At 71.5% G+C, this 20,445-nt stretch carries 16 protein-coding genes, 1 tRNA gene and 1 pseudogene; 7 read left to right on the top strand and 11 right to left on the bottom strand.

Features of this window, described 5'->3' with window-relative positions; genetic code table 11:
• Positions 1-5 precede the first annotated feature (5 nt).
• Entirely contained in the window at positions 6-1,094 is a 1,089-nt protein-coding gene (locus tag ACZ7C5_RS03180; RefSeq protein ID WP_470321848.1) for a protein-L-isoaspartate O-methyltransferase family protein, read from the top strand.
• A 101-nt stretch (positions 1,095-1,195) separates the two neighbouring features.
• Here ACZ7C5_RS03180 and ACZ7C5_RS03175 read toward each other — a convergent pair.
• From ACZ7C5_RS03175 to ACZ7C5_RS03140, 8 genes and pseudogenes are all read right to left on the bottom strand, one after another.
• Positions 1,196-1,909 (bottom strand): annotated as a pseudogene (locus ACZ7C5_RS03175) (thiamine pyrophosphate-binding protein); the annotation flags it as partial.
• Positions 1,910-2,120: 211 nt separating this feature from the next.
• Positions 2,121-4,526: a glycoside hydrolase family 65 protein gene (locus ACZ7C5_RS03170; RefSeq protein ID WP_401088976.1), complete on the bottom strand. Its 2,406-nt coding sequence runs from the start codon at positions 4,524-4,526 to the stop codon at positions 2,121-2,123.
• Positions 4,523-5,272, bottom strand: a complete 750-nt coding sequence (locus ACZ7C5_RS03165) for an HAD family hydrolase (RefSeq protein ID WP_401088978.1) — start codon at positions 5,270-5,272, stop codon at positions 4,523-4,525. Before ACZ7C5_RS03165 ends, ACZ7C5_RS03170 begins: the two co-directional genes overlap by 4 nt.
• A gap of 98 nt (positions 5,273-5,370) precedes the next feature.
• Positions 5,371-6,165: a VOC family protein gene (locus tag ACZ7C5_RS03160; RefSeq protein WP_401088980.1), complete on the bottom strand. Its 795-nt coding sequence runs from the start codon at positions 6,163-6,165 to the stop codon at positions 5,371-5,373.
• A 233-nt stretch (positions 6,166-6,398) separates the two neighbouring features.
• Positions 6,399-6,920 carry an SRPBCC family protein gene (locus tag ACZ7C5_RS03155; protein WP_470321847.1) on the bottom strand — a complete coding sequence of 174 codons (522 nt, stop codon included), beginning with the start codon at positions 6,918-6,920 and terminating at the stop codon, positions 6,399-6,401.
• Between the two features lie 134 nt (positions 6,921-7,054).
• Positions 7,055-8,833: an LCP family protein gene (locus ACZ7C5_RS03150; RefSeq protein ID WP_470321846.1), complete on the bottom strand. Its 1,779-nt coding sequence runs from the start codon at positions 8,831-8,833 to the stop codon at positions 7,055-7,057.
• Positions 8,834-9,329: 496 nt separating this feature from the next.
• A tRNA-Lys gene (locus ACZ7C5_RS03145) sits at positions 9,330-9,402 on the bottom strand.
• Between the two features lie 576 nt (positions 9,403-9,978).
• Entirely contained in the window at positions 9,979-10,620 is a 642-nt protein-coding gene (locus ACZ7C5_RS03140) for a TetR/AcrR family transcriptional regulator (RefSeq protein ID WP_470321845.1), read from the bottom strand.
• Between the two features lie 60 nt (positions 10,621-10,680).
• Between ACZ7C5_RS03140 and ACZ7C5_RS03135 the strand changes: the two genes are divergently transcribed.
• A complete protein-coding gene (locus ACZ7C5_RS03135) occupies positions 10,681-12,009 on the top strand; it encodes an MFS transporter (protein ID WP_470321844.1) in 1,329 nt (442 codons plus the stop codon).
• 73 nt (positions 12,010-12,082) lie between these two features.
• On the opposite strand, the gene ACZ7C5_RS03130 is transcribed toward ACZ7C5_RS03135, so the two are convergent.
• Complete coding sequence (locus tag ACZ7C5_RS03130) at positions 12,083-13,462, bottom strand: MFS transporter (RefSeq protein WP_470321880.1); 1,380 nt, start codon at positions 13,460-13,462, stop codon at positions 12,083-12,085.
• A gap of 390 nt (positions 13,463-13,852) precedes the next feature.
• Between ACZ7C5_RS03130 and ACZ7C5_RS03125 the strand changes: the two genes are divergently transcribed.
• The 5 genes from ACZ7C5_RS03125 (at position 13,853) to ACZ7C5_RS03105 (ending at position 18,581) form a co-directional block, all read left to right on the top strand.
• Positions 13,853-14,017 (top strand): hypothetical protein, encoded by a 165-nt coding sequence (locus tag ACZ7C5_RS03125; RefSeq protein WP_470321843.1) that lies wholly within the window; start codon positions 13,853-13,855, stop codon positions 14,015-14,017.
• Between the two features lie 93 nt (positions 14,018-14,110).
• Positions 14,111-15,112, top strand: a complete 1,002-nt coding sequence (locus tag ACZ7C5_RS03120; RefSeq protein ID WP_470321842.1) for an NAD-dependent epimerase/dehydratase family protein — start codon at positions 14,111-14,113, stop codon at positions 15,110-15,112.
• Between the two features lie 19 nt (positions 15,113-15,131).
• On the top strand, positions 15,132-16,421 hold the full coding sequence (locus tag ACZ7C5_RS03115) for a glycosyltransferase family 4 protein (protein ID WP_470321841.1): 1,290 nt from the start codon (positions 15,132-15,134) through the stop codon (positions 16,419-16,421).
• A gap of 16 nt (positions 16,422-16,437) precedes the next feature.
• Positions 16,438-17,280, top strand: coding sequence for a class I SAM-dependent methyltransferase (locus ACZ7C5_RS03110; RefSeq protein WP_470321840.1), 843 nt, complete (start codon positions 16,438-16,440; stop codon positions 17,278-17,280).
• Between the two features lie 29 nt (positions 17,281-17,309).
• On the top strand, positions 17,310-18,581 hold the full coding sequence (locus ACZ7C5_RS03105; RefSeq protein ID WP_470321839.1) for an aminotransferase class V-fold PLP-dependent enzyme: 1,272 nt from the start codon (positions 17,310-17,312) through the stop codon (positions 18,579-18,581).
• Positions 18,582-19,014: 433 nt separating this feature from the next.
• Here ACZ7C5_RS03105 and ACZ7C5_RS03100 read toward each other — a convergent pair whose 3' ends face one another.
• Positions 19,015-19,794, bottom strand: a complete 780-nt coding sequence (locus ACZ7C5_RS03100) for a hypothetical protein (RefSeq protein WP_470321838.1) — start codon at positions 19,792-19,794, stop codon at positions 19,015-19,017.
• A 50-nt stretch (positions 19,795-19,844) separates the two neighbouring features.
• Positions 19,845-20,408, bottom strand: a complete 564-nt coding sequence (locus tag ACZ7C5_RS03095; RefSeq protein ID WP_470321837.1) for a hypothetical protein — start codon at positions 20,406-20,408, stop codon at positions 19,845-19,847.
• Between the last annotated feature and the right edge of the window lie 37 nt (positions 20,409-20,445).

Raw genomic sequence — 20,445 nt, 5'->3', positions numbered from 1 at the left:
AAACCATGACGTGGGACAAGCTGACCGACGCACTCCGGCAGTCCGGGGCGTTGTCGGCCGACTGGGAGAAGACGTTCCGCACCACCCCGCGCGACCTGTTCACCCCGGACCAGATCTTCCACGACGGCGCATGGATCGACCGCGCCGAACACCCGAACCGCTGGGCCGAGTTGGTCACCTCCAACCTGGCCCTTGTGACGCAGGTCTACGACAAGACCGACACCCCGTCGTCGTCCAGTTCCATGCCCACCGTGGTCGCGCAGATGCTCCGGCACCTGGACGTGGCCGAGGGCATGCGGGTCCTGGAGGTGGGCACCGGTACCGGCTGGACGGCGGGTCTGCTGGCCCGCCGGATCGGCGCGGAGAACGTGACCAGCATCGAGCTGGACCCGGACCTTGCAAGCCAGGCCCGATACCGGCTGTACGCCGCCGACCTGCGGCCCACCGTCCTCGCCGGTGACGGCACGCTCGGCCACCCCGAGGGCGCACCGTTCCAGCGGGCCCACTTCACTGCTGCCGTCCAGCGGGTGCCGTCTGCGGCCGTCGAGCAGGTGGAACCCGGCGGCGTCATCCTGGTTCCGTACGGCACGCCGTTCTGCAACGGGGGTCTGCTGCGGCTCACCGTGGCCGAGGACGGGCAGTCGGCGAGCGGCCCGTTCGTCGAGGACGTGTCGTTCATGTGGGTGCGCGACCAGCGACCGGACAGCGGCGCGTTCGACATCGAGGACGTGCGGCACGGAGCCTCCGGCATCGACCCCGCCGAGGTGGCGGAGCAGACGCACGCCGCCTTCGCCATCGGCCTGCGGATGCCGGACCTGTTCCGCCAGGACGTGTGGGCGGGTTACGACCGGTTCGGCACCGGCCGTGCCGAAGTCTGGGACGGGGAGTCGTACGCCCACTGCCGCCTTGCCGACTGGGACGGCAAGCACGCCGTCTCGCAGTCAGGGCCCCGCAACCTGTGGGACGAGGTGACTGCGGCGCACGCCTGGTGGGTACGCAACGGCAAGCCGGACCTCACTCGATTCGGCATGACCGTGACCGTGGCCGGTGAACACCGCCCGTGGCTGGATGAGCCCGGGAACACCATCGGCTAACCCCAGACCGGCCCGGCCGTCGCTACGTCCCCCACTGGGCGGCCGGGCCACCCGCTAGGCACAGCGACCCGAGGACGCGGTAACGTACGCACATAGGTCCGATACGGGTTGTCGAACTGGATCCACTCCTTGCCGCGCAGGGAGTGGCCGACCGGCGCGTTCAGGGCCTGCGCGGCCGCCATCACCTCGGCGTGCGCGTCGCGCACCCCGGCGCCGCAGAACAGGACCACCTTGCGGGCCGCGTTGAGCAACCCGGCCAGCTCCTGCACCTGGGACCAGGGCGGCGCGGCCACGGCCTGCTCGGTGAGGAAGTGGCTGGTGCCGGTGGGCGCGACGGCGGAGAGGGCCGCGACGTCCCCGGGGAAGGCGAGCACCGAGACGCCGTGCGAGCCGAGCGCGTGCTGGATGGCGACCCGCAGCAGCCGGGGCAGCTGGCCGGGGGTGGAGAGCATCTCGCACCAGTTGCTGCAGTCGGTGAACACCCGCTCGGGGTGGGTCTCCTGGAAGAATCCGGTGCCGATCTGCCCGGACGGGATGTGCGAGGCGAGCGCGAGCACCGGCAGGCCGCTGCGCTGGGCGTCGTAGAGGCCCTGGATCAGGTGGGTGTTGCCGGGGCCGCAGGAGCCGGCGCAGACCGCGAGCCGGCCGGAGAGCTCGGCCTCGGCGGCGGCCGCGAAGGCGCCGGCCTCCTCGTTGCGCACGTGCACCCAGCCGATGCCCTCGGAGCGGCGGATCGCGTCCACGACGGGGTTGAGGCTGTCGCCGACGACGCCGTAGACCCGCTCGACCCCGGCCTGCCGGAGCACCTCCACCATCTGTTCGGCCACGCTCGCCACGGCTGCGCTCCTTCGGTCGGCACGGGACACCTGCACCCTGCGCCGGGGCCGGGGGCGGCGCAGCCGGGGTGGGCCGGACGGGTGAGCCCGGCGGCGGGCGGGCGAGCGCGCGACGGGCGTGAGAACGCGACGGGCGTGCGGGCGCGAGAAGGGCCCGCCCCGGCTGCGGAGCGGGCCCTTGCCCGGCGGGCTACTCCGCCGCCAGGTGGTCCTGCTGGCCGAGCTTGCCCGCCACCAGTCCCGCCTGGGGCTGGCGGCGGGCGGGTTCGCGGCCCGGCGGCTGGGCGACCCGCTCCTGGGCGGGCGGCAGGGTGGTCGGCAGGGTGACCGGTGAGCCGGCCTTGACCTGCACCGCCTCGCCGTCGTGCCGCAGGTGGACGACCTCGCCGCGGCGCAGCGTGTACGTCGTCCCCCCGTGGCTGATGTCCACGCCGAGCAGCTGCCCGCGCACCAGCAGCGAGAAGCTCAGCCGCATCAGCCCGGACGGCAGCCGGGGCCGGAACGAGAGCGAGTCGCTGTGGTCGCGCAGCCCGCCGAAGCCCGCCACCAGGGCGATGCAGGCTCCGGCGAGCGAGGCCATGTGCAGGCCGTCGCGGGTGTTGCCGCCCAGGTCGTGCAGGTCCATCAGGGCCGCTTCGGCGGTGTAGTCGTACGCGAGGTCGAGCTGGCCGACCTCGGCGGCGATGACCGCCTGGGTACAGGCGGAGAGCGAGGAGTCCCGGACGGTCAGCCGCTCGTAGTAGGCGAAGTTGCGGGCCTTCTGCTCGTCGGTGAAGGCGTCGCCGCGGACCTGCATGGCGAGCACCAGGTCGGCCTGCTTGACCACCTGCTTGCGGTACAGGTCGAAGTACGGGTAGTGCAGCAGCAGCGGGTACTTCTCCGGCGGGGTGTGCTCGAAGTCCCAGACCTGGTGGTGGGTGAAGTCGTCGGCCTGCGGGTGGACGCCGAGGCCCTCGTCGTACGGGATGTACATCGCGGCGGCCGCGTCGCGCCAGGCGGCGGTCTCCTCGGTGTCCACGCCGAGCAGCGAGGCCTCGTGCGGGTGGCGGACGGCGGCCTCGGCAGCGGCGCGCAGGTTGCTCTGCGCCATCAGGTTGGTGAAGACGTTGTTGTCCGCGACGGCGCTGTACTCGTCGGGGCCGGTGACGCCCTCGATGCGGAACTTCCCCGCCACGTCGTGGTGGCCCAGCGAGCGCCACATCCGGGCCGTCTCGACGAGCAGTTCGAGCCCGTACTCGCGCTCGAACTCCTCGTCCCCGGTGGCCCGGACGTAGCGGGCGACGGCGACGGCGATGTCGGCGCCGATGTGGAAGGCGGCGGTGCCGGCCGGCCAGTACCCGGAGCACTCCTCGCCGCGGATCGTCCGCCACGGGAACACCGCGCCGGCCAGGCCGAGCTGGACCGCCCGCTCGCGGGCCAGCGGGAGGGTGGTGTGCCGCCAGCGCAGGGCCTGGTTGACGGCGTTGGGCAGGCAGTAGGTGAGCACCGGCAGGACGAAGGTCTCGGTGTCCCAGAAGCTGTGCCCGTCGTAGCCGGGGCCGGTCAGCCCCTTGGCGGGGATGGCCCGTTCCTCGCTGCGGGCACCGGCCTGGAGGACGTGGAAGACGCCGAACCGGACGGCCTGCTGGAGCTCGACGTCGCCCTCGATCGCGATGTCGCTGGTCTCCCAGAACTCCTTGAGGAAGTCGGCCTGTTCGGCGACCAAGCCGTCCCAGCCGGTGTACCGGGCGGCGGTCAGCGCGGCCTCCACCTGGTCCCGGACGGCGGGCAGCGAGCGGGTGCCGGACCAGCCGTAGGCGATGAACTTGGTCAGCCGCAGCCGCTGCCCGGGCTTGAGCACGGTGGTGACGCTGATCCGGCAGTGGTCGGCCTCGGACTCGGCGACGGTGTCGGACTTCTCCGGGCCCTCGATGACGTGGTCCATCCCGGCCGCGACCCGGATGCCGCTGTAGCGGGTGCGGTGCACCAGGACGGCCTTGGTGGCGCCGGCGTGGTGCGCCTCGGGCTGTAGCGGCGCCTCCAGCACGGCGGCGGCCCGCGGGTCGCCCTCGGGGCCGCCGGGCAGCTGCTCGTTGGCGACCAGCTCGGACTGGAGCACGATCCGCACCGGGCCGTCCACCGCCTCGACGCTGTACTCGACGGCGGCGATGGCGCGCTGGGTGAGCGAGACCAGCCGGGAGGAGCGCACCCTGATCGTCCGCCCGGCCGGGGAGGTCCACTCGGCCTCGCGGTGGAGCAGGCCCTCGCGGAAGTCCAGCCAGCGTTTGTGGCTGATGAGTTCGCCGTAGCGCAGGTCGAAGGGCTCGTCGTCCACCAGCAGCCGGATGATCTTGCCGTTGGTCACGTTGATGACGCTCTGGCTGGACTCCGGGTAGCCGTAGCCGCCCTCGCCGTACGGCAGCGGGCGCAGCTCGAAGACGCCGTTGAGGTAGGTGCCGGGCAGGCCGTGCGGCTCGCCCTCGTCCAGGTTGGCGCGCAGGCCGATGTGCCCGTTGGAGAGCGCGAAGACGGATTCGGCGCGGGCCATCGAGGCCAGGTCCAGGCCCTGCTCGGTGATCTGCCAGGGGTCGATCGCGAAGGTGTCGGCCGGACTCATGCCCGCTCCTCCCCCAGGAGTTCGGAGAGGTCCCGGACGACCACGGTGGCGCCGTCCCTGCGCAGTTCGGCGGCCTGGCCGGTGCGGTCCACCCCGACCACCGCGCCGAAGCCGCCGGCCCGGCCCGAGGCGACCCCGGCGAGCGCGTCCTCGAAGACCGCGGCGTGGGCGGGTTCGACGCCGAGGGCGCGGGCGGCGTACAGGTAGGTGTCGGGGGCGGGCTTGCCGGGCAGGCCCTCGGCCTTGGCGACGTTGCCGTCCACGATCACCTCGAACAGCTCCTCGATGCCGGCCGCCCGCAGCACGTCGCGGCAGTTGGCGCTGGAGGAGACCACCGCGCTGGGCAGCCCGGCCGCGCGCAGCCGGTGCACGTAGTCGACCGAGCCCTGGTACGGCTGGACGCCCTGCTCCCGGATCAGCCGTAGCACGGTGTCGTTCTTGGCCCGGCTGATCCCTTGCACGGTACGGGAGTTGGGCGGATCGTCCGGGGTGCCCTCGGGCAGTTCGATGCCCCGGCTGAGCAGGAAGGCGCGGGTGCCGTCCAGGCGCGGGCGGCCGTCCACGTGGGTGTCGTAGTCGGTGACGGCGTCGAAGGGGACGAACTGCCCGCCGGTGCGGGCGGCTTCGGCGCGCAGGAAGGCGTCGAAGGTGTCCTTCCAGGCCGCGGCGTGCACCTTCGCGGTCTGGGTGAGCACCCCGTCGAGGTCGAAGAGGAAAGCACGGATGTCGTCCGGTAGCCCCAGCATGGGTGCAGTCTTACCCGGGAACGGGGGGAAGCCGCCCATTTCCCGGCGGCGCGTCGCGGGAAGGGCGGCTTCCGGTTGCCCGGCCGTACGGGACGGCGCTACGGCGAGTCGGGCATCTGCGCCTCGGGCGCCTCGACGACCGCGAAGAGCGCGCCCTGCGGGTCCCGAACCACCGCCATCCGGCCGGACTGCATGTCGAAGGCCGGCTGGATCACCGAGCCGCCGGCCTTGACCAGGGCGTCCACCGTGGAGTCGGTGCTGTCCACCGAGAAGTACGTCATCCAGTGCGAGGGCGTGCCCGGCGCCAGGTAGCCGGGGATCTCCTGCATGCCGCCCACGGTGCGCTCGCCGACGTTCAGCGAGACGTAGCCGCCCTGGATGGCGGCCGGACGCAGGCCGAGGGCCGGCTGGTAGAAGCGGCCGGCCGTGCCGGTGTCGGCGGTGTTGAGCTCGTTCCAGACCACCGCGCCGGGCTCGTTGACCACGCCCGCGCCGATGAAGTCCATCGCCTGCCAGACGCCGAACACCGCCCCGGTCGGATCGGCGGCGACCAGCATCCGGCCGACCGTGCCGACGTCCATCGGGTCGTACAGGACCGTGCCGCCGGCGTCGATGATGGACGTCCGGGCCGCGTCGGCGTCGTCCGAGGCCAGGTAGGTGGTCCAGGCGACCGGCGGCTCCGGCTGCCCCTCGGGCGCCATCTGCGCCATGATCCCGGCGACCGGCCGGCCGTTGAGCGTGCACACGGCGTAGCCGCCGAACTCGGCCGGGCCGACCTCGCCCTGCCAGCCGAACAGGTCGCGGTAGAAGTCGAGCGCGGCCTGCTGGTCGCTCGCCATCAGGTCGACCCAGCACGGGGTGCCGGGCTTGTACGGATCGGTGACTACGGGCATTGCTGGGCCTCCCGGAGGCAGTGGTGGCCGGCTGTGGTGGTCGGACCGTCCGGCCGGTCGGGCCGCGTGGGGGCTCGGCCCGGCCGGGGCGACGGCGGTACACCGCCACCATCGGCCCGCCGCCGCGATCCCGCCACCGGACGGCGCCCTCGCGGGCGACCCGCGGGCCCGCTCCGCCACGGGGTTCCCCCGGGGTCCGTCACGGGGTGCTCACGGGCGCGTTCGGGGCGTGCTCACGGGGCGTCGTGGCGGTGCCCGGTGACGAAGTACGGCTGCACCTTGCCGCTCTGCGCGTAGTCCTTGAGCCGGACCAGCAGTTCGGCCCAGGCGCCGGCCACCGCCGGGACGCCCTCCTCGCTGCCCGGCTGCCAGCCGCCGTGCCGGAACAGCAGCCGGGTGCGCCCGGGCCCGGCCCGGTGGCCGGGCGCGCCGGGTTGATCGGGCGTGCCGGGCTCTGCGGGCCGGTCAGGCGTGCCGGGCTCGGCCGGCCGGTCGGCGAGCTCCCAGCTGATCCAGGTGCCGGCCCAGTGCGGCGGGAAGGCCCCGGCGTTGGTCCACACCACCCGGTCCTGGTCGGCCCGCTCCACCCGCAGCCGGAACGGCTCCGGGACGTCGGGGAAGTCGAACAGCAGGACGTCGCCGTCCCGGTCCACGCCGGTGGTCCACCAGGCGGCCAGCCCGTCGTGGGTGGTGAGCGCGGCGAGCACGACGGCCCTGGGGGCGGCGATGTCGAGCTGGAGGGCGATCTCGGGCATGGGGTCCGCCTTTCACGGTGACCGGTGGGATCCCCGCCCAGGGGCTACGGGCCCACCATGGCACGACCCCCGGGCCCGCGCGCCCCGGAGGGCGCCGGCCCGGGGGTCGTCCCCGCGCTGTCCGGTGCCGGCGGTCAGCCGCCGCTGCCGTAGCTGGTGTTGGCGCAGAGGTCGTCGTCCGCGGAACGGGCTTCGTTGGTGACGCTGGTCGGCAGCGGCTGCGGGGGCGCCTGGACGCCCGGGGTCGCACCGGGCGCGGCGCCGCCGGCGGGAGCGCCGGACGCCAGACCCGTCGCGGCCGCGAAGTCCTGGCCGACGATCACCGAGATGCCCCGCGCGCTGCTGGACTCCAGGCTGGCACCGGGGAAGAGCGCGGCGACCTTCTCGGCGTTCGCCTTCTGCCCGGAGCCGTACTCGATCGAGGTGGTCTTGTACTTGGTGCTGGCCGCCTGGCCCGCCGTGCTGGCGGTGAACTTGGCGGCCTTCAGCTGCTCGGTCCCCTTGCCGGCCAGACCGTTGACGCTCGTTCCGTTGTAGACCGCCACCCTGATCGCGGAGTTGGCGGCGTCCCCGGCCGGCGCGGCCGGGGTGGTGGGCGCGGCCGGCTGCGGGGCCGTGCCGGTGCCGCCGGCCGGGGCGTCCGGCTGCTGGCCGGTGGCGTTCTGGCCGTCGATGGTCTGGTCGGCCTTGAGGGTCTCCCAGAGCTTGTTGGCATCCGGCTGGACCAGGTCGAGGTCCTTGTCCTGGGTGCGGTAGCGCCAGGGCGCCGTCACGAACTTGAGATCGTGCATGTCGATGTTCTTCAGCGACAGACCGAAGGAGAGCAGCTTGTCGGCGGAGTCCAGGCCGGGGTCGACGATCAGTGACTTGGTGGCGGCGTCGGCCAGCGGAAGGAGGGTGGTGGGGTTCATCCCCTCCTTCTTGATCTTTCCGGCGAGCGAGCTCAGGAAGGCCTGCTGGCGCTTCATCCGGCCGATGTCCGAGCCGTCGCCGATGCCGTGGCGCAACCGCACGTAGTCGAGCGCCTTCTGACCGGAGACCGTCTGCTTGCCCTGCGGCAGGACGAGTGCGCCCTTCTTGGGCAGCTTGGGATTGATGTCGCCCTCGTAGATCGGCTGCGGCAGGCAGATGTCCACGCCGTTGACGGCCGAGGTCATGGCGGCGAAGCCGTTGAAGTCGACCACCATCGTGTGGTCGACCCGGATGCCGGTGATCTTCTCCACCGTGTTCTGGGTGCAGGCCGGGTTGCCGTCGTCACTGCCGCCCGTCGAGAACGCGGCGTTGAAGAGGTCGATGTTGCCGCCCTTGGTCCACTTGCCGTTGGGCAGCTTGCAGGAGGGCATCTCCACCTTGGTGTTGCGCGGGATCGAGATGCCCACGGCGTGCTTGTGGTCGGCGTAGACGTGCAGCAGGATCGTGGTGTCCGAGCGCGCGCCGCCGTCCTCGCCGCCGCCGAGGTCGGCGTTGTTCTTGCCGCGGCTGTCCGAGCCGATCAGCAGCACGTTGACCGGCTTGTTGCCGTCCGCGTCGGCCTTCGACTCCGGCGGGCGGTTGGTGGCTATCGCGTCGCCGTCGAAGGACTTGATGTTGGCGTTCAGCTTGAGGTAGATCGCGCCGCCGGCACCGGCTATCAGCACCAGCACGCCCGCCGCCGACCAGGCGACGATCTTCTTCACGTTCTTCTTCGGCTTGGCGCTCTTGCGCGCCGCCGCCCGGCCGCCGCCCGCCGAAGCCGCCTCCGTCCTCCCGCCGCCACCGCCCCGGCCGCCCTTGCCCTGGGCAGCGCGGCGGGCCTCCGCCCGGCCACCGGAACGCGGGGACGGCACGGCGCCACTGCCCTCCGCGCCCTCGGTCGAGAGCGCGGAGGGCACGTCCTCGCCCCGAGCCGGGCCCTCGCCCCACTGACCTGCCATGCGCGTACCTTTCACCGACGGAAGCGACGCCCCTGACGATCCGGCGCACCGCACACAGAGAGACGGTCCGGACCGTTCCCAGGTTGCACATACGACCTTCGGCACCATCCGACGATCGTGGCTTCCGATCATATTTAGGCCCGACACGGTCACCGACCTCCGGCCCTCGGACAACCCCGCCGATCGACGGGCAACACCCCGCCAGAACAGTCGAAAACGCCCGATTCCGACGTGACCCATGCCACTGCGCCGCCCCCGCACCGGCGACGGGTTCCGGCCACCGGCGCGGCTCGCCGCCGGCGCGGACACCTCACCACAACGCCCTTGCGGACAGCGGAGTTGGGCGCACGGCCGACGCCGGCGCCCGGGTCGGCGGCACCGTCCGACGGGGCACCCGTACGAGTGCGCCCCCGGTCTGCGGGACGCACCACGCGGACCCGAAGGAGGGAACGGAAAGAGGCCGGATCAGAGTTCACCTGACCCGGCCTCGGCTCGGTGGGCCGCCAGGGGCTCGAACCCTGAACCTACGGATTAAAAGTCCGCAGCTCTGGCAATTGAGCTACCGGCCCCAGCTCCACCCACGTCCACGCAAGTCCACATTTCCGCAGGTCACACGGTGTCACGGCTTCACGGCCGCCTACACCGTTCTACTCCGGTCCACCCTCGGATCAGGCGGTTCCGTCCCCGCACCGTCCCCGCTCCATCCCCGCACCGTCCCCGCGATGGCCACCCGACGGGCCGACGAACCCTCCACCATCGGCAGCGACCAGGGGCGATGCCAGGCAAGGAACTCGACCCCTTCGGATCTTCCAACACGAGGAGCGAGGATTTCACCCCCTCGGCGAACCAGCAACCAAGCTACCTGATCGCGCCCCGTACCGGTCCGACTTCTGGGTGCGTGGCACTCGCCTTCCTCTGCTGCTCCGGAGAGTGTTGACCACCCATCCTTCGCATCCGGCTGCGTGGCAGCCGGCCACAGGGTAAGGCCACTGGCCGCGGCGGGCGAAGGCAGGAACCTGCCGTCGTCAACGCCGCCCTGCGGGAGCACTGAAGCCGACGTACTACCGACAGCCGCGTATCGGCGCGGCGACGAAGTGCGCGGATCGCTTGCCGCGGCTGCCCGAGCGGGAGGCGGGGGGATGTTCCTACCTGGTCCCACCGGACGTCGTCGGCCGGTCCTCGCTGGCGTGCGGAGATCCCCCCGGGCCGCAGCGCCGTACGCGGGCGTCGACCCATTCGCACAGCTCGTCGAGTGCGGCTACGGCCCGGCCGTGGTCTCCGGTGATCAGGTAGTCGTTCTGCAGGCTCGAGAAGGCGCTGTTGAGGAGCGTCGCGGTGGTCAGGGCGCCGTCCTCGGAGAGGCCGCGGAGCGTGAAGCAGGAGGCCACGAACTCGGCGCGGCCGCGGATGAACCCCGGCCCGGGGAGGGCGAGCCGGCCCGCAGCGGCGAGTCCCTCGATCTCGCGGATGAGCCGGGTCATGGCCAGTTCCTGCGGGCCGAGGGTGCGTTGCCAGGCCGCTTTGACGATGACGCTGACCGGGACGGCCGGGTCGCGCCACGCGGGTGTCGCCAGGAGGGCCTGGTGCTGTCGTTCGTCCAGGCGCTCCAGGACCGCGGTGACCAGTGCCTGCTTGTCGGCGAAGTGGTGGGTGAGGACGCGTGTGCTCTGGCCCATCCCCTCGGCGACGGTGCGCAGCGAGAAGTGGCCGATGCCGGTCGCGGCCAACTGGTCGATGGCGGCGTCGACGACTTCGCGCCGACGGTCGGGGTTCACGGGTCTGGGCATGCGGCACCTCCTGCCCGAAGACTCTCACGCCATGGGGGAAACAACTGTTACCCTAACGGCGTGAACCCCTCTGCTACCCGCAGGCCCTGGTGGCTCTACGTGCTGACGTTGGCGGCATTCGTCGTCCAGACCGACGACTTCATCATCGTCGGGGTGCTGCCGGAGATGGCGGGCGATCTCAAGGTCGCCGAGCCGACCGCCGGTCAGCTGGTGACGGCCTACTCCCTCGTGTACGCCTTGGCCGCCCCGGCGTGGTCGCTCGTCTTGACGCGGGTGTCCCGCCGCGTGGCGCTGATGTGCGCGCTGGCCTTCTTCACCGTGGTCAACTTCGCCGTCCTCGCGGTGGGTTCCTACCCTCAGCTGATGGCCCTGCGGGTGCTGGCCGCCGGGGCCGCGGCCGTGGTCCTCCCCAGTGCGCTGGCCCTGGCCGGCGCACTCGCTCCCGCCGAGCGGACGGGCCGGTACCTGGCCACCGTCATGGTCGGGCTGACGGGTGCCGTCCTGGTCGGGGTGCCCGCCAGCACCTGGATCGGGGCGGAGTTCGGTTGGCGTGCGACGTTCACGTCCTGCGGACTGGTCGGCATCGTCGCACTCGTGGGGGTGGCGCTGGCCCTCCCGGCCGTCGAGACCCCGAGGGGGGACCAACGCGGAACGCTCGCCAGCCTCCTGCGGCCGCTGCTGAGCGGCGCCGTGGCGGCCATCCTCGTCGTCACCGTGCTGGTGGTGGCCGGGAACCTGGCCTTCCAGACCTACATCTCCGTCTACCTGGCCGCCCTGGCGGGCGCCGGCCCGCGGACCCTCGCCGTCCTGCTGGTCTGCGCCGGGGTCGGGGGCATCGCGGGAACACGTCTGTCCGGCTGGCTGGCGGACCGCTACAAGCCTCTGCGCGCCTTCGCCCTCGCCTGTGGCGTCTTCTGCGTCGCGATGCTCGCGCTCGGCCTGCTCTGGCTCGTCCGGCCGGTTCCCGCCGTGTTCGTCGCGGGCCTGCTGCTGGTCTGGTCGGCGGCGGCTTGGGCGGTTCCGCCCAGCATCCAGGTCCTCATGCTCTCCCGTTCCGGCTCGGAGGCCTCGGCCCAGGCGATGGCGGTCAGCAGCAGCTCCGCCTACGTCGGCTCGGCCCTGGGAGGGGTGGTGGGCGGGGCCGTCGTCGCCCTGGACGAAGGGCTGCTGCCACCCATCGCCGTCGCGCTGGTGGCGGCCGGCCTCGTGCTGGCGCTGTCGACGCTGCGCGCGCCGGCCGCGGAGGCCGGGGCGCCCGCACCGGCGGACGGCGAGGCCCCGGACAGTGCTGGCGCCCCGGGCGGCGAGGCCCCACGGGGAGAAGGACGGCAGCAGAGTGCCGCACCCGTACCCGGCCCCCTTCATGACGGCCCGCGCCGCCGTGTGTGACGTCCGCAGGCCAGGCCGGTCCCCACCTGCCGGCCGCCGGATCCCGCGGTGGCCGGTTTCCCGCGGCGAACGGTCACCCGTCGGCCCGCTCACCGCCGGGCGGTTCGTCGTGGAGAAGCCCCGGGCGGATCTCCCGGAGGTGGTACAGCGCGGTCAGGCTGACGGCCGCGGAGGCGAGGACCAGCCAGGAGACCGACCACAGCGAACCGGTGAGCGCGATCAGACGGTCGGCCACTATCGGCGCGAGGGCTCCGCCCACCATGACGCCCGCGTTGAACGTCAGCGCGACGGCCGTGAACCGGTACCCGGTTTCGAAGACCCCGGCCAGATAGGCGCTCAGCGGGCCGCTGAATACCGCGTAGACGAGCATCGCCGCGGAGAAACCGACGGCGATCAGTGTCGGCCGACCGGTTTCGAGCAGCCGGATCAGCGGCACTGACCACAGTGCACAGAGAATTGCACCGGATATGCACAATCGACGTCTGCCCAGTCGGTCGGAGAACACGGAAGCGACGAATCCGGTCACGGCCTGAACGGCCACCGAGACGAGCGTCACATTCAGCATGGTCGTCCGCGGAACGTTCAGCACGGTGGTGGCATAGGACAGTGAGAAGGTCTGCGTCACGAAGTACAGCACATTTCCGACGATCACCGCCGCCGCAGCCAGTGCGAGCGTGCGCGGCTGCCTCCGCATAACCTCCACTATCGGTTTCCTCGGTACCGCATCGCGATCGGCGAATGCCAGGAAAGCCGGCGTCTCGGGGACCGACACCCGGACGAACAATCCGATGGCCACCAGTGCGATGCTCGTGAGGAAGGGAACCCGCCATCCCCAGGAAGTGAACTGCTCGTCGGTCAGCCAGCCGGAAAGCGCAAGGAACAGCCCGTTCGCCAGCAGGGTGCCGAGCGAGGCGCCCATTCCGGGAAACGCGGCGTACAGCCCGCGGCGCTCCGGCGGCGCGTGCTCGACGACCAGCACGGTGGCGCCCATGCCCTCGCCGCCGAGCGCCGCCCCCTGCACCACGCGCAGGGCGGTGAGCAGCACGGGAGCCAGGACGCCGATGGCCCCGAAGCCCGGCAGGAGGCCGATCGCGAAGGTCGCGGCACCCATCGTCGACAGGGAGCCGACCAGGACGGATCTTCGCCCGTACCGGTCGCCGAAGTGGCCAAACAGGACCGCCCCCACGGGGCGCACGACGAAAGCCACCCCGATCGACGAGAACGAGATCAGCCTCGCCCAGGCACCTGACGTCGCCGGGAAGAAAACCGATGGGAAAACGAGCGCGGACGCCAATGCGTAACTGAAGAACCCGAAGTACTGGACCGTCGTGCCGATCAGTCCGGCGGCAGCGGCCCGGCGGGTCGCCCGGTGAGCGCCGGCCGCCGCGCCGCGGATCCTTCGGCGGTCTGCTCCACGGACGGCCCGCGCCGCCCGTCGCGTACGGACACACACAACCGGTTTACCTCCCCAGTTATAGGAGGATTCGTTCGCAGTCGAGGGGATCGGCGGCCAGTCAAGCACTTCCCCGTCGAACTGGCAACGGCGGACCCCAGCCGCATTCGGCAAACCGGTCACTCGCGCCAGACGGGCCACATCCGCTTCACCTGTCGCATTTGCTTTTGGGTATTGATTTCCCGGTCAAGGCCGTTGCATCCTGTCATTCAGATCGAGGCGCAGCACCCAAGCAGGGCTCGGGAGAACCGTGAAAGCGGACCACAAGCCCTCGATTCGGCCCCACGGGTCGACAGGTTCGTGCGCCATGGAGCAGATTTCTCGCCCATGGCAGGCACGAAAATGCGACCTGCCGGGGGTTCACTCCCTTGTCCTGGGAATGGAGTGATCATGCAAACCGAGCGCACCCAGTGGGCCCCGGCCGTGACGGCGTGGGCCCCCGAGCGCACCCAGTGGGCCCCGGCCGTGACGGCGTGGGCCCCCGAGCGCACCCAGTGGGCCCCGGCCGCGGAAGCGGCGGAGGAAGCTGACTACCAGCTCGTCAGGATCAGCTGACGCCACGCCATAACCGCGCAGCCGCTGCTCCGGCAGCGGCTGCGTCCGTTCGGGCCACAGCGAAAAGCACCGCGACAACCGGAGGGAATCGCCATGTCCAAGAACATCCTGGTCACCGGAGGCGCCGGCTTCATCGGACGCAACATGATCCGCGGCATGATCGGTGACGGCTACACGATCACCTCGCTCGACAACTACAAGATCGGCGGTCAGCAGCACATACCCGGCGACATCCGGGAGCACGTGGAGTGGGTCCAGGGCGACACCCGCGACCTCGGCCTGCTGAACAAGCTCGTCAGCGGGAAGGACGCGGTGGTGCACCTCGCCGCGCCGTCGTCCTTCCTGATGTACGAGGAGGACCCGGTCGACGGTGCCTCGGTGACCACCCACGGCTTCCTCAACGTGCTGGAGTCGATGCGGCGCAACAGCGTCGAGAAGCTCGTCTACGCCAGCACCAGCGCGGTCTACGAGGGCAACCCGGTGCCCTACACCGAGGGGATGGAGATCAACCCGCCTGACCTCAAGGCGCTGTCCAAGAAGTGGAACGAGGAGGTCGCGCGGCAGTACTCGCAGCGGTACGGCATCACCGCCATTGGCATGCGGCCGTTCAGCGTCTACGGCCACGACGAGTTCAGCAAGGGCGGGTACGCCAACGTCATCTCCCTGTTCGTCTGGGCCGTGCTCCACGGCGCCATCCCCGTCGTGTGGGGATCCGGCGAGCAGACCAGGGACTTCATCTACGTGGAGGACGCGGGGCGGGCCTTCCGCACCGCGCTGGAGAGCGACCTGCCGACCCAGGAGTTCAACGTCGGCACCGGTATCGAGACGACGTTCAACGAGGTCCTGCGGATCATCGGGGAGGAACTGGGCCGGCCCATCGAGCCCAGTCACGTGGACGTGCCGATCGCGATCTACGCCGAGCGCCTCTGGGCCGACGTGACCCGCGCGGAGAACGTCCTCGGCTTCCGGCACGGGATCGATGTCCGGGAGGGCGTCCGGCGCGTGATCGCGTCGACCCAGCTCGCGCAGAAGAGCGACGCTTCGTCCGGGCTCAAGGACGCGCAGATGTACTTCGAGACCCTGCCGGCGAGCTGACCCGGGGAGGGGACGGGCGATGGCGAAGATCCTCGCTCTCACCGACTCGGCCGAAGACGTGCGTCACTTCTGCCAGGGCAACGAACTGTTCCTCTTCCGGATCAGGCTCCTGCCCCCGGAGGAACACACCCCCGCGCGGTTCGAGGAGATCTACCAGGCGCTCAAGGCCTCCTGCGACCTCTCCTCGATCGACGTGGTCGTGGCCGAGTACATCGACGCGCTGCCGCTGCTGTACCTGATGCGCCGTGACGGGTACCGGTGCCCGGCGCTCATGATCCCGCACACCAACCCCTATCCGCTCCACATCCTCTTCTACTTCCTGCTGATCGCCGAACATCCGCACCCGGACGACCTGGTCGTCTGCGGCTCGCGCAACGCCCAGCGGGCCTACGAGCACATCACGGGCATCCGGGCGGCCGCCGTCTGCACGTTCGGCATCAAGGACGTCTACCGCAGGAAGGACAAGGCGGAGAGCAGGAGCCGACTGGGGCTCCCGCCGGACCGGAGCATCCTGCTCTACACCGGCCGGTTCATGAACGACAAGGGGCTCGAGCCGCTGCTGGCCGGGTACGAGCGGCTGCGCGCCGAGGACCCCCGCGTCCTGCTGGCGATGTCGGTGACCCACATCGATCCCCCGTACTACAACCGGCTGGCAGCCCGGCTGCGCGACGTCGTCCTCTTCCACCGCCTGGAGAAGGAACAGACCGTCGACCTCTACAACGCCGCCGACCTGTTCGTCTCGGGCGCCACCAGCATCTTCGAGACCTACGGGAAGTCTCCCCTGGAGGCGCTGGCCTGCGGGGTGCCCGTCGTCGTGCCCCGATGGGACGGCTTCCCCTACTTCATCGGCGACGAACAGGGCGGACTGGCCGACGTCGAGTACCTGGCCCAGCCCCAGGCCAACCCGTACGAGTTCGCCCGCATGGACGACGAGCACTTCGCCGAGGTCTGCCGGAAGGTCCTCGACCGCGAGCAGCCGCCGCCCGACGGGGTGCCCGAGTGGGCCACCTACGAGAGGTCCGTACGGGGGCTGGCCGGCGTGATCGAGCGCATGGCGGCCGGTGGCGGATCACCCACCCCGCCGGTGGCGCCGTCACCGATCCGTACCGAGCGCTACCCGGAGCCGGTCCGGGCCGTGCTCGCCCGCTACGGACTGCGGGAGACCGGGGACCTCTTCGCCGGGGCAGGGGCTCTCGGGCTCCTGAACGGCACCCGCCGGCCCGACGGACCGCTGCTGCGGGACCTGCACGACGAGGTGTTCGGAGCGATGGACGCGGAAACGCGGTGCGTCCAGGACGAGCGGATCTGAGCGGAGGAGCCGAACCGTGGTCGACCGACGACGTCCCCCGAACAGCGCCCACGCGGTGTTCGACACCCTTGCGGCCGACTACGACCGCACGGGCGTGGAGTTCTTTGCCCCGGTCGGTGAACGGCTGGTCCGGCTCTCGTCCGCCGCCCCCGGAGAAGCGGTCCTCGACGTCGGTTGCGGGCGGGGAGCGGTGCTGTTCCCCGCCGCGCGAGCCGTCGGACCGACCGGAACCGTCGTCGGCCTCGACCTGGCCCCGGCCATGGTCGAGGCCGCCAACGACGACGCGCACCGGGCGGGCTGCGCCCGCGTCCGCGCGATCGTGATGGACGGCCAGCAGCCCGCCTTCCCCGAGGGGAGCTTCGACGTGATCACGGGCAGCATGAGCGTCCACATGCTGCCCAACCCCGCGGCCGCGTTCCGTACCTACCACCGGCTGCTCCGCCCCGGCGGCCGGCTGGCCCTGGCCGTGCCCACGACCGTCCGTGAACCCGAGCCGGAGGTCTTCGGCCTGTCCTCCATCGCACGGATGTGCGCGGAGTACGACAGCGGCAGTGGCATCTACCCCTACGGGGAGGCGCTCGGCGGCCCCCGCCGGGCGGAGGCGGACCTGCTGGCAGCCGGGTTCTCCACGGCCGACATCCACCATGAGCAGGCCCGCGTCACCGCGGGGACCACCGCCGCCTTCGTGCAGTGGACCTGGTCGCACGGCATGCGGCTGCTGTGGGAGCGTATACCCCTCCCTCAGCGGCAGAAGCACCGGGACGCCATCGCGGCCGAAGCCGGCGCCCGCAGCCTGGACCCCGACCGCGTCGTGCTGCCCGTGCCGGTGACCTACATCGTTGCCCACCGGAGGCCGTGACCGGCGTCCGGCCCACCACAGGGAGTCACATGACGTTCGCCGAACCGCCCGACCACCCGCCGGTGCCCCCGGCCGGCCCCACCGTCTGGGACTGGGCGCGCGCCCAGTTCAGACTCGACCCCGACTACGTCCACCTCGCGCTGTCGATGCTCGCCCCCCAGCCCCGCGCGGTGCGCGAAGCCATCGAGCGCCACCGCGACGCCCTGGACCGCAACCCTGCCCTCCACTTCCATGAGCGCGATTCCAACGTGCGCCGCGTCCTGGAGAGGGCAGAGGCGTACCTGGGAGCGGATCCGGACTCAATAGCCCTCACCGAGAGCACCACCGCCGGCCTCGCCGTCGTCTTCAGCGGGGTCCGACTCGGCCCGGGCGACGAGATCCTCAGCACCACCCACGAGCACTACGCCTCCTCCGAGCTGCTGCGTTTCAAAGCAGCGGCCAGCGGAGCCGGCCACCGGGTCATCAGCCTCTACCGGAACGCACCGGAAGCGACGGCCGACGAGATGGTGGCCGCCGTGGCCCGCGAGCTCCGCGAGAACACCCGGGTCCTGGCGCTGACCTGGGTCCACTCCGGCACCGGCGTGAAGCTGCCGCTCGCCCGGATCGGCAGGGCGGTCGCCGAGGTTAACGCGCCGAGGCCGGCGGACCGACAGATCATCGTCTGCGTTGACGCGGTCCACGCCATGGGTGTGGAGGACTTCGAAGTGGCTGATCTGGCCTGCGACTTCATTGTCTCTGGATGTCACAAGTGGATGTTCGGCCCCCGGGGCACCGGGGTGGTCTGGGGCAGCGAGAAGGGCTGGGCGGCGGTCGAGCCCATCATGACCTCGTTCGATGTCGAGGTGTTCTGGCCCTGGTACCTCGGCCGCGTACCGGAAGACGAGGCACCGCGGGCACGACTGTGCAGCCCCGGAGGGTTCCCCGCGTACGAGCACCGCTGGGCCCTCGCCGAGGCCTTCGAGTTCCAGGAGCAGCTCGGCAAGGAACGCGTGGCCGCCCGCATCTCCGAGCTGAACACCTACTGCCGTGCCAGACTCGCGGAACTCGAAGGCGTCCGCATCCGGACGCCGGCCGACTCCGGGACACGCTCGGGCATGATCTGCTTCGACGTCTCCGGCCAGGACCCCGCGAACGTCGTCGCTGCCCTCGAACGCGACAAAGTCATGGCAGGCCAGACTCCATACCGCAGCAGTGCCGTCCGTTTCGCACCGGGCATCCTGAACACCACCGCCGACATCGACCGCGCCGTCGACGCCCTGGAGAAGTGCATCGCGGGCACCCACCCCGCCTTCGCGCGGTGAACAGATCGACCTCGCGCGTGCGTGGACCGCTCTGACGGGCCGTCCCCGCACGTAGCCTCCGCCCGGTGCCGAGCAGTCGGCTCCGCAGCCGTTCGCCCGACCCACCCGATGCCGGAGTGCCCGTCGAAGGCAGTCCGATGGTCGAGGGCTGCGGCGCCTCGTGCGGCCGTCGCCGCACGAGGCGCCCAGGATGGTCCGATCGAGTCGCGCCTCAGCGGAAGGCGGCGATTGCAGACAGCCCAGCCATTGAAGGGGGGCGGGGCGCGGCCGAGGACTCCCAGTGGCTTAAGATCCGCTCGAGACCGGGACCTCGGGTTCGTTGGACACGGACGCCTCCCGGCCGAACTCTCGGTGAGGTACTCAAGGACCTCTCGTGCGCTACTGAATCCTTCGCCCTGGCGGGCCCGAGGGCTTCTACGGGCCCGCCAGGGCGTCAGGTGTTGGCGGACCCGGTCAGGGCCGGGGTGGCGGGTAGAACGAGCGCCTGAAGGCCCTGGTTCCACATCAGGGTGTGGTGGCCTTGGTCCTGGAAGTGGCGGGCCCGGTGGTCGGGGTGGGTCCACAGGTGGCGGACGGCTCGGAGGACGTGCTCCTTGTTGAGCCGCCACCACGTCTGGGTGGGTGGCGCAGCCGGGTCGTGTTCGTTGGGGATCGCGTGCAGGGAGATGCCGTCGGGACCGACGATGTTGGTCACTTGGACGGTGATGGAGCGTGGACGGGTGTCGAGACTGAGCAGGAGCGCGGTCGCCTGCGGGAAGGCTCGGCGGATGCGGGAGGTGAGGGCGGCGGCCACGTCCGGGGCCGGAAGGGTGAGGAGGATGCGGTTCGGGTGCTCGCCGGCGAGCTTGACGAGGGGGATGTTCGTCCCCAGGAGCACGTCGGGTAGCAGTCGTTCCGCCTTGTACAGCCAGGCCGGTTCGCCGGACAGCGTGGGGGTGCGGCGCCAGAGTTGTAGAGAGGTCGGGCGCCGGTGGTGGGGGTCCGCCCACAGGGCGTGGATGCGGTCGGAGGTGAGAGTGGACTCGATCTCGATGGCGGTGGTCTCGGAGGCATGGACTCGCAGGTGGGTGGCGAGGAGTTCGTGGGCGGTGGCCGCGAGGGCTGCTTCGGCTTCGGCCTCGCGGAGCAGCGCGTCGTGGAAGGCGCGGGCCGGGTCGGGGCGCCGGTAGGGGGCGGGAGCGGTGGGCGCGAGGATCGGTCGGCGGATCGGCATGGTGGTCCTGGGAGAGGTGGGGCCGGGTCGGTGGGCGGCCCGGCCGGGTGTCAGTTGGTGGCGTGCAGCATGCGCTGGGCGAGGTCTTCGAGCCGGTCGGTGAGCGCGATCGCGGCACGGGCCTGGGCAGGCGTGTGGGGGTTTCCGCACGAGCAGTGCTCGGCGAAGCGCGCCGCGAGCTGGGTGAGCTCGTGCATCGCGGCGGGGTCGTACGCCGGGATCGTCAGGCTCCAGCTGGAGGCGTCGATGCGGTGCGGGACGCCGGCGCGGTAGGCGAGGAGCACCCGGTCGGTGGGTTCGTCGCCGGTGAAGTCGTCGGGCAACAGTCCGCGCGCGGTCAGCCAGTCGCAGAACGGGCCGGGCAGAATGAGCGTCCACCGGCTGGTGGCGGGCGCGTGGTGGGCGGCCTGCTCGGCGTAGGCGTGGGCGTAGCCGAGGTGGCGGTCGGCCTTCGGGGTGCCGAGGGCTTGGAGCGCCCAGTGGTAGCCGCAGGCGGCGTGCTGGTGGTAGCGGCGGGCGGTGGGACCGAGATTGGTGTCGGCCGCGGCTTGGCGGTGCCGGTCGCGGGCGGCCGTGACGATTTCGGCATCGGCGGGTTTCGGCTGTGTGGGCATGGTGGCCTTCGGTCGTGCGGGGATCGATCCCTGCGAC

The organism is Kitasatospora sp. NPDC036993 (genome assembly GCF_055607525.1).
This window is presented reverse-complemented; position numbering and strand designations above follow the sequence as displayed.

What these genes read in the sequence shown, in the direction of transcription:
- ACZ7C5_RS03180 (WP_470321848.1), top strand. Translation starts at nt 6, where the DNA reads ATGACGTGGGACAAGCTGACCGACGCACTCCGGCAGTCCGGGGCGTTG.
- ACZ7C5_RS03170 (WP_401088976.1), bottom strand. Translation starts at nt 4,526, where the DNA reads ATGAGTCCGGCCGACACCTTCGCGATCGACCCCTGGCAGATCACCGAG.
- ACZ7C5_RS03165 (WP_401088978.1), bottom strand. Translation starts at nt 5,272, where the DNA reads ATGCTGGGGCTACCGGACGACATCCGTGCTTTCCTCTTCGACCTCGAC.
- ACZ7C5_RS03160 (WP_401088980.1), bottom strand. Translation starts at nt 6,165, where the DNA reads ATGCCCGTAGTCACCGATCCGTACAAGCCCGGCACCCCGTGCTGGGTC.
- ACZ7C5_RS03155 (WP_470321847.1), bottom strand. Translation starts at nt 6,920, where the DNA reads ATGCCCGAGATCGCCCTCCAGCTCGACATCGCCGCCCCCAGGGCCGTC.
- ACZ7C5_RS03150 (WP_470321846.1), bottom strand. Translation starts at nt 8,833, where the DNA reads ATGGCAGGTCAGTGGGGCGAGGGCCCGGCTCGGGGCGAGGACGTGCCC.
- ACZ7C5_RS03140 (WP_470321845.1), bottom strand. Translation starts at nt 10,620, where the DNA reads ATGCCCAGACCCGTGAACCCCGACCGTCGGCGCGAAGTCGTCGACGCC.
- ACZ7C5_RS03125 (WP_470321843.1), top strand. Translation starts at nt 13,853, where the DNA reads ATGCAAACCGAGCGCACCCAGTGGGCCCCGGCCGTGACGGCGTGGGCC.
- ACZ7C5_RS03120 (WP_470321842.1), top strand. Translation starts at nt 14,111, where the DNA reads ATGTCCAAGAACATCCTGGTCACCGGAGGCGCCGGCTTCATCGGACGC.
- ACZ7C5_RS03115 (WP_470321841.1), top strand. Translation starts at nt 15,132, where the DNA reads ATGGCGAAGATCCTCGCTCTCACCGACTCGGCCGAAGACGTGCGTCAC.
- ACZ7C5_RS03105 (WP_470321839.1), top strand. Translation starts at nt 17,310, where the DNA reads ATGACGTTCGCCGAACCGCCCGACCACCCGCCGGTGCCCCCGGCCGGC.
- ACZ7C5_RS03100 (WP_470321838.1), bottom strand. Translation starts at nt 19,794, where the DNA reads ATGCCGATCCGCCGACCGATCCTCGCGCCCACCGCTCCCGCCCCCTAC.
- ACZ7C5_RS03095 (WP_470321837.1), bottom strand. Translation starts at nt 20,408, where the DNA reads ATGCCCACACAGCCGAAACCCGCCGATGCCGAAATCGTCACGGCCGCC.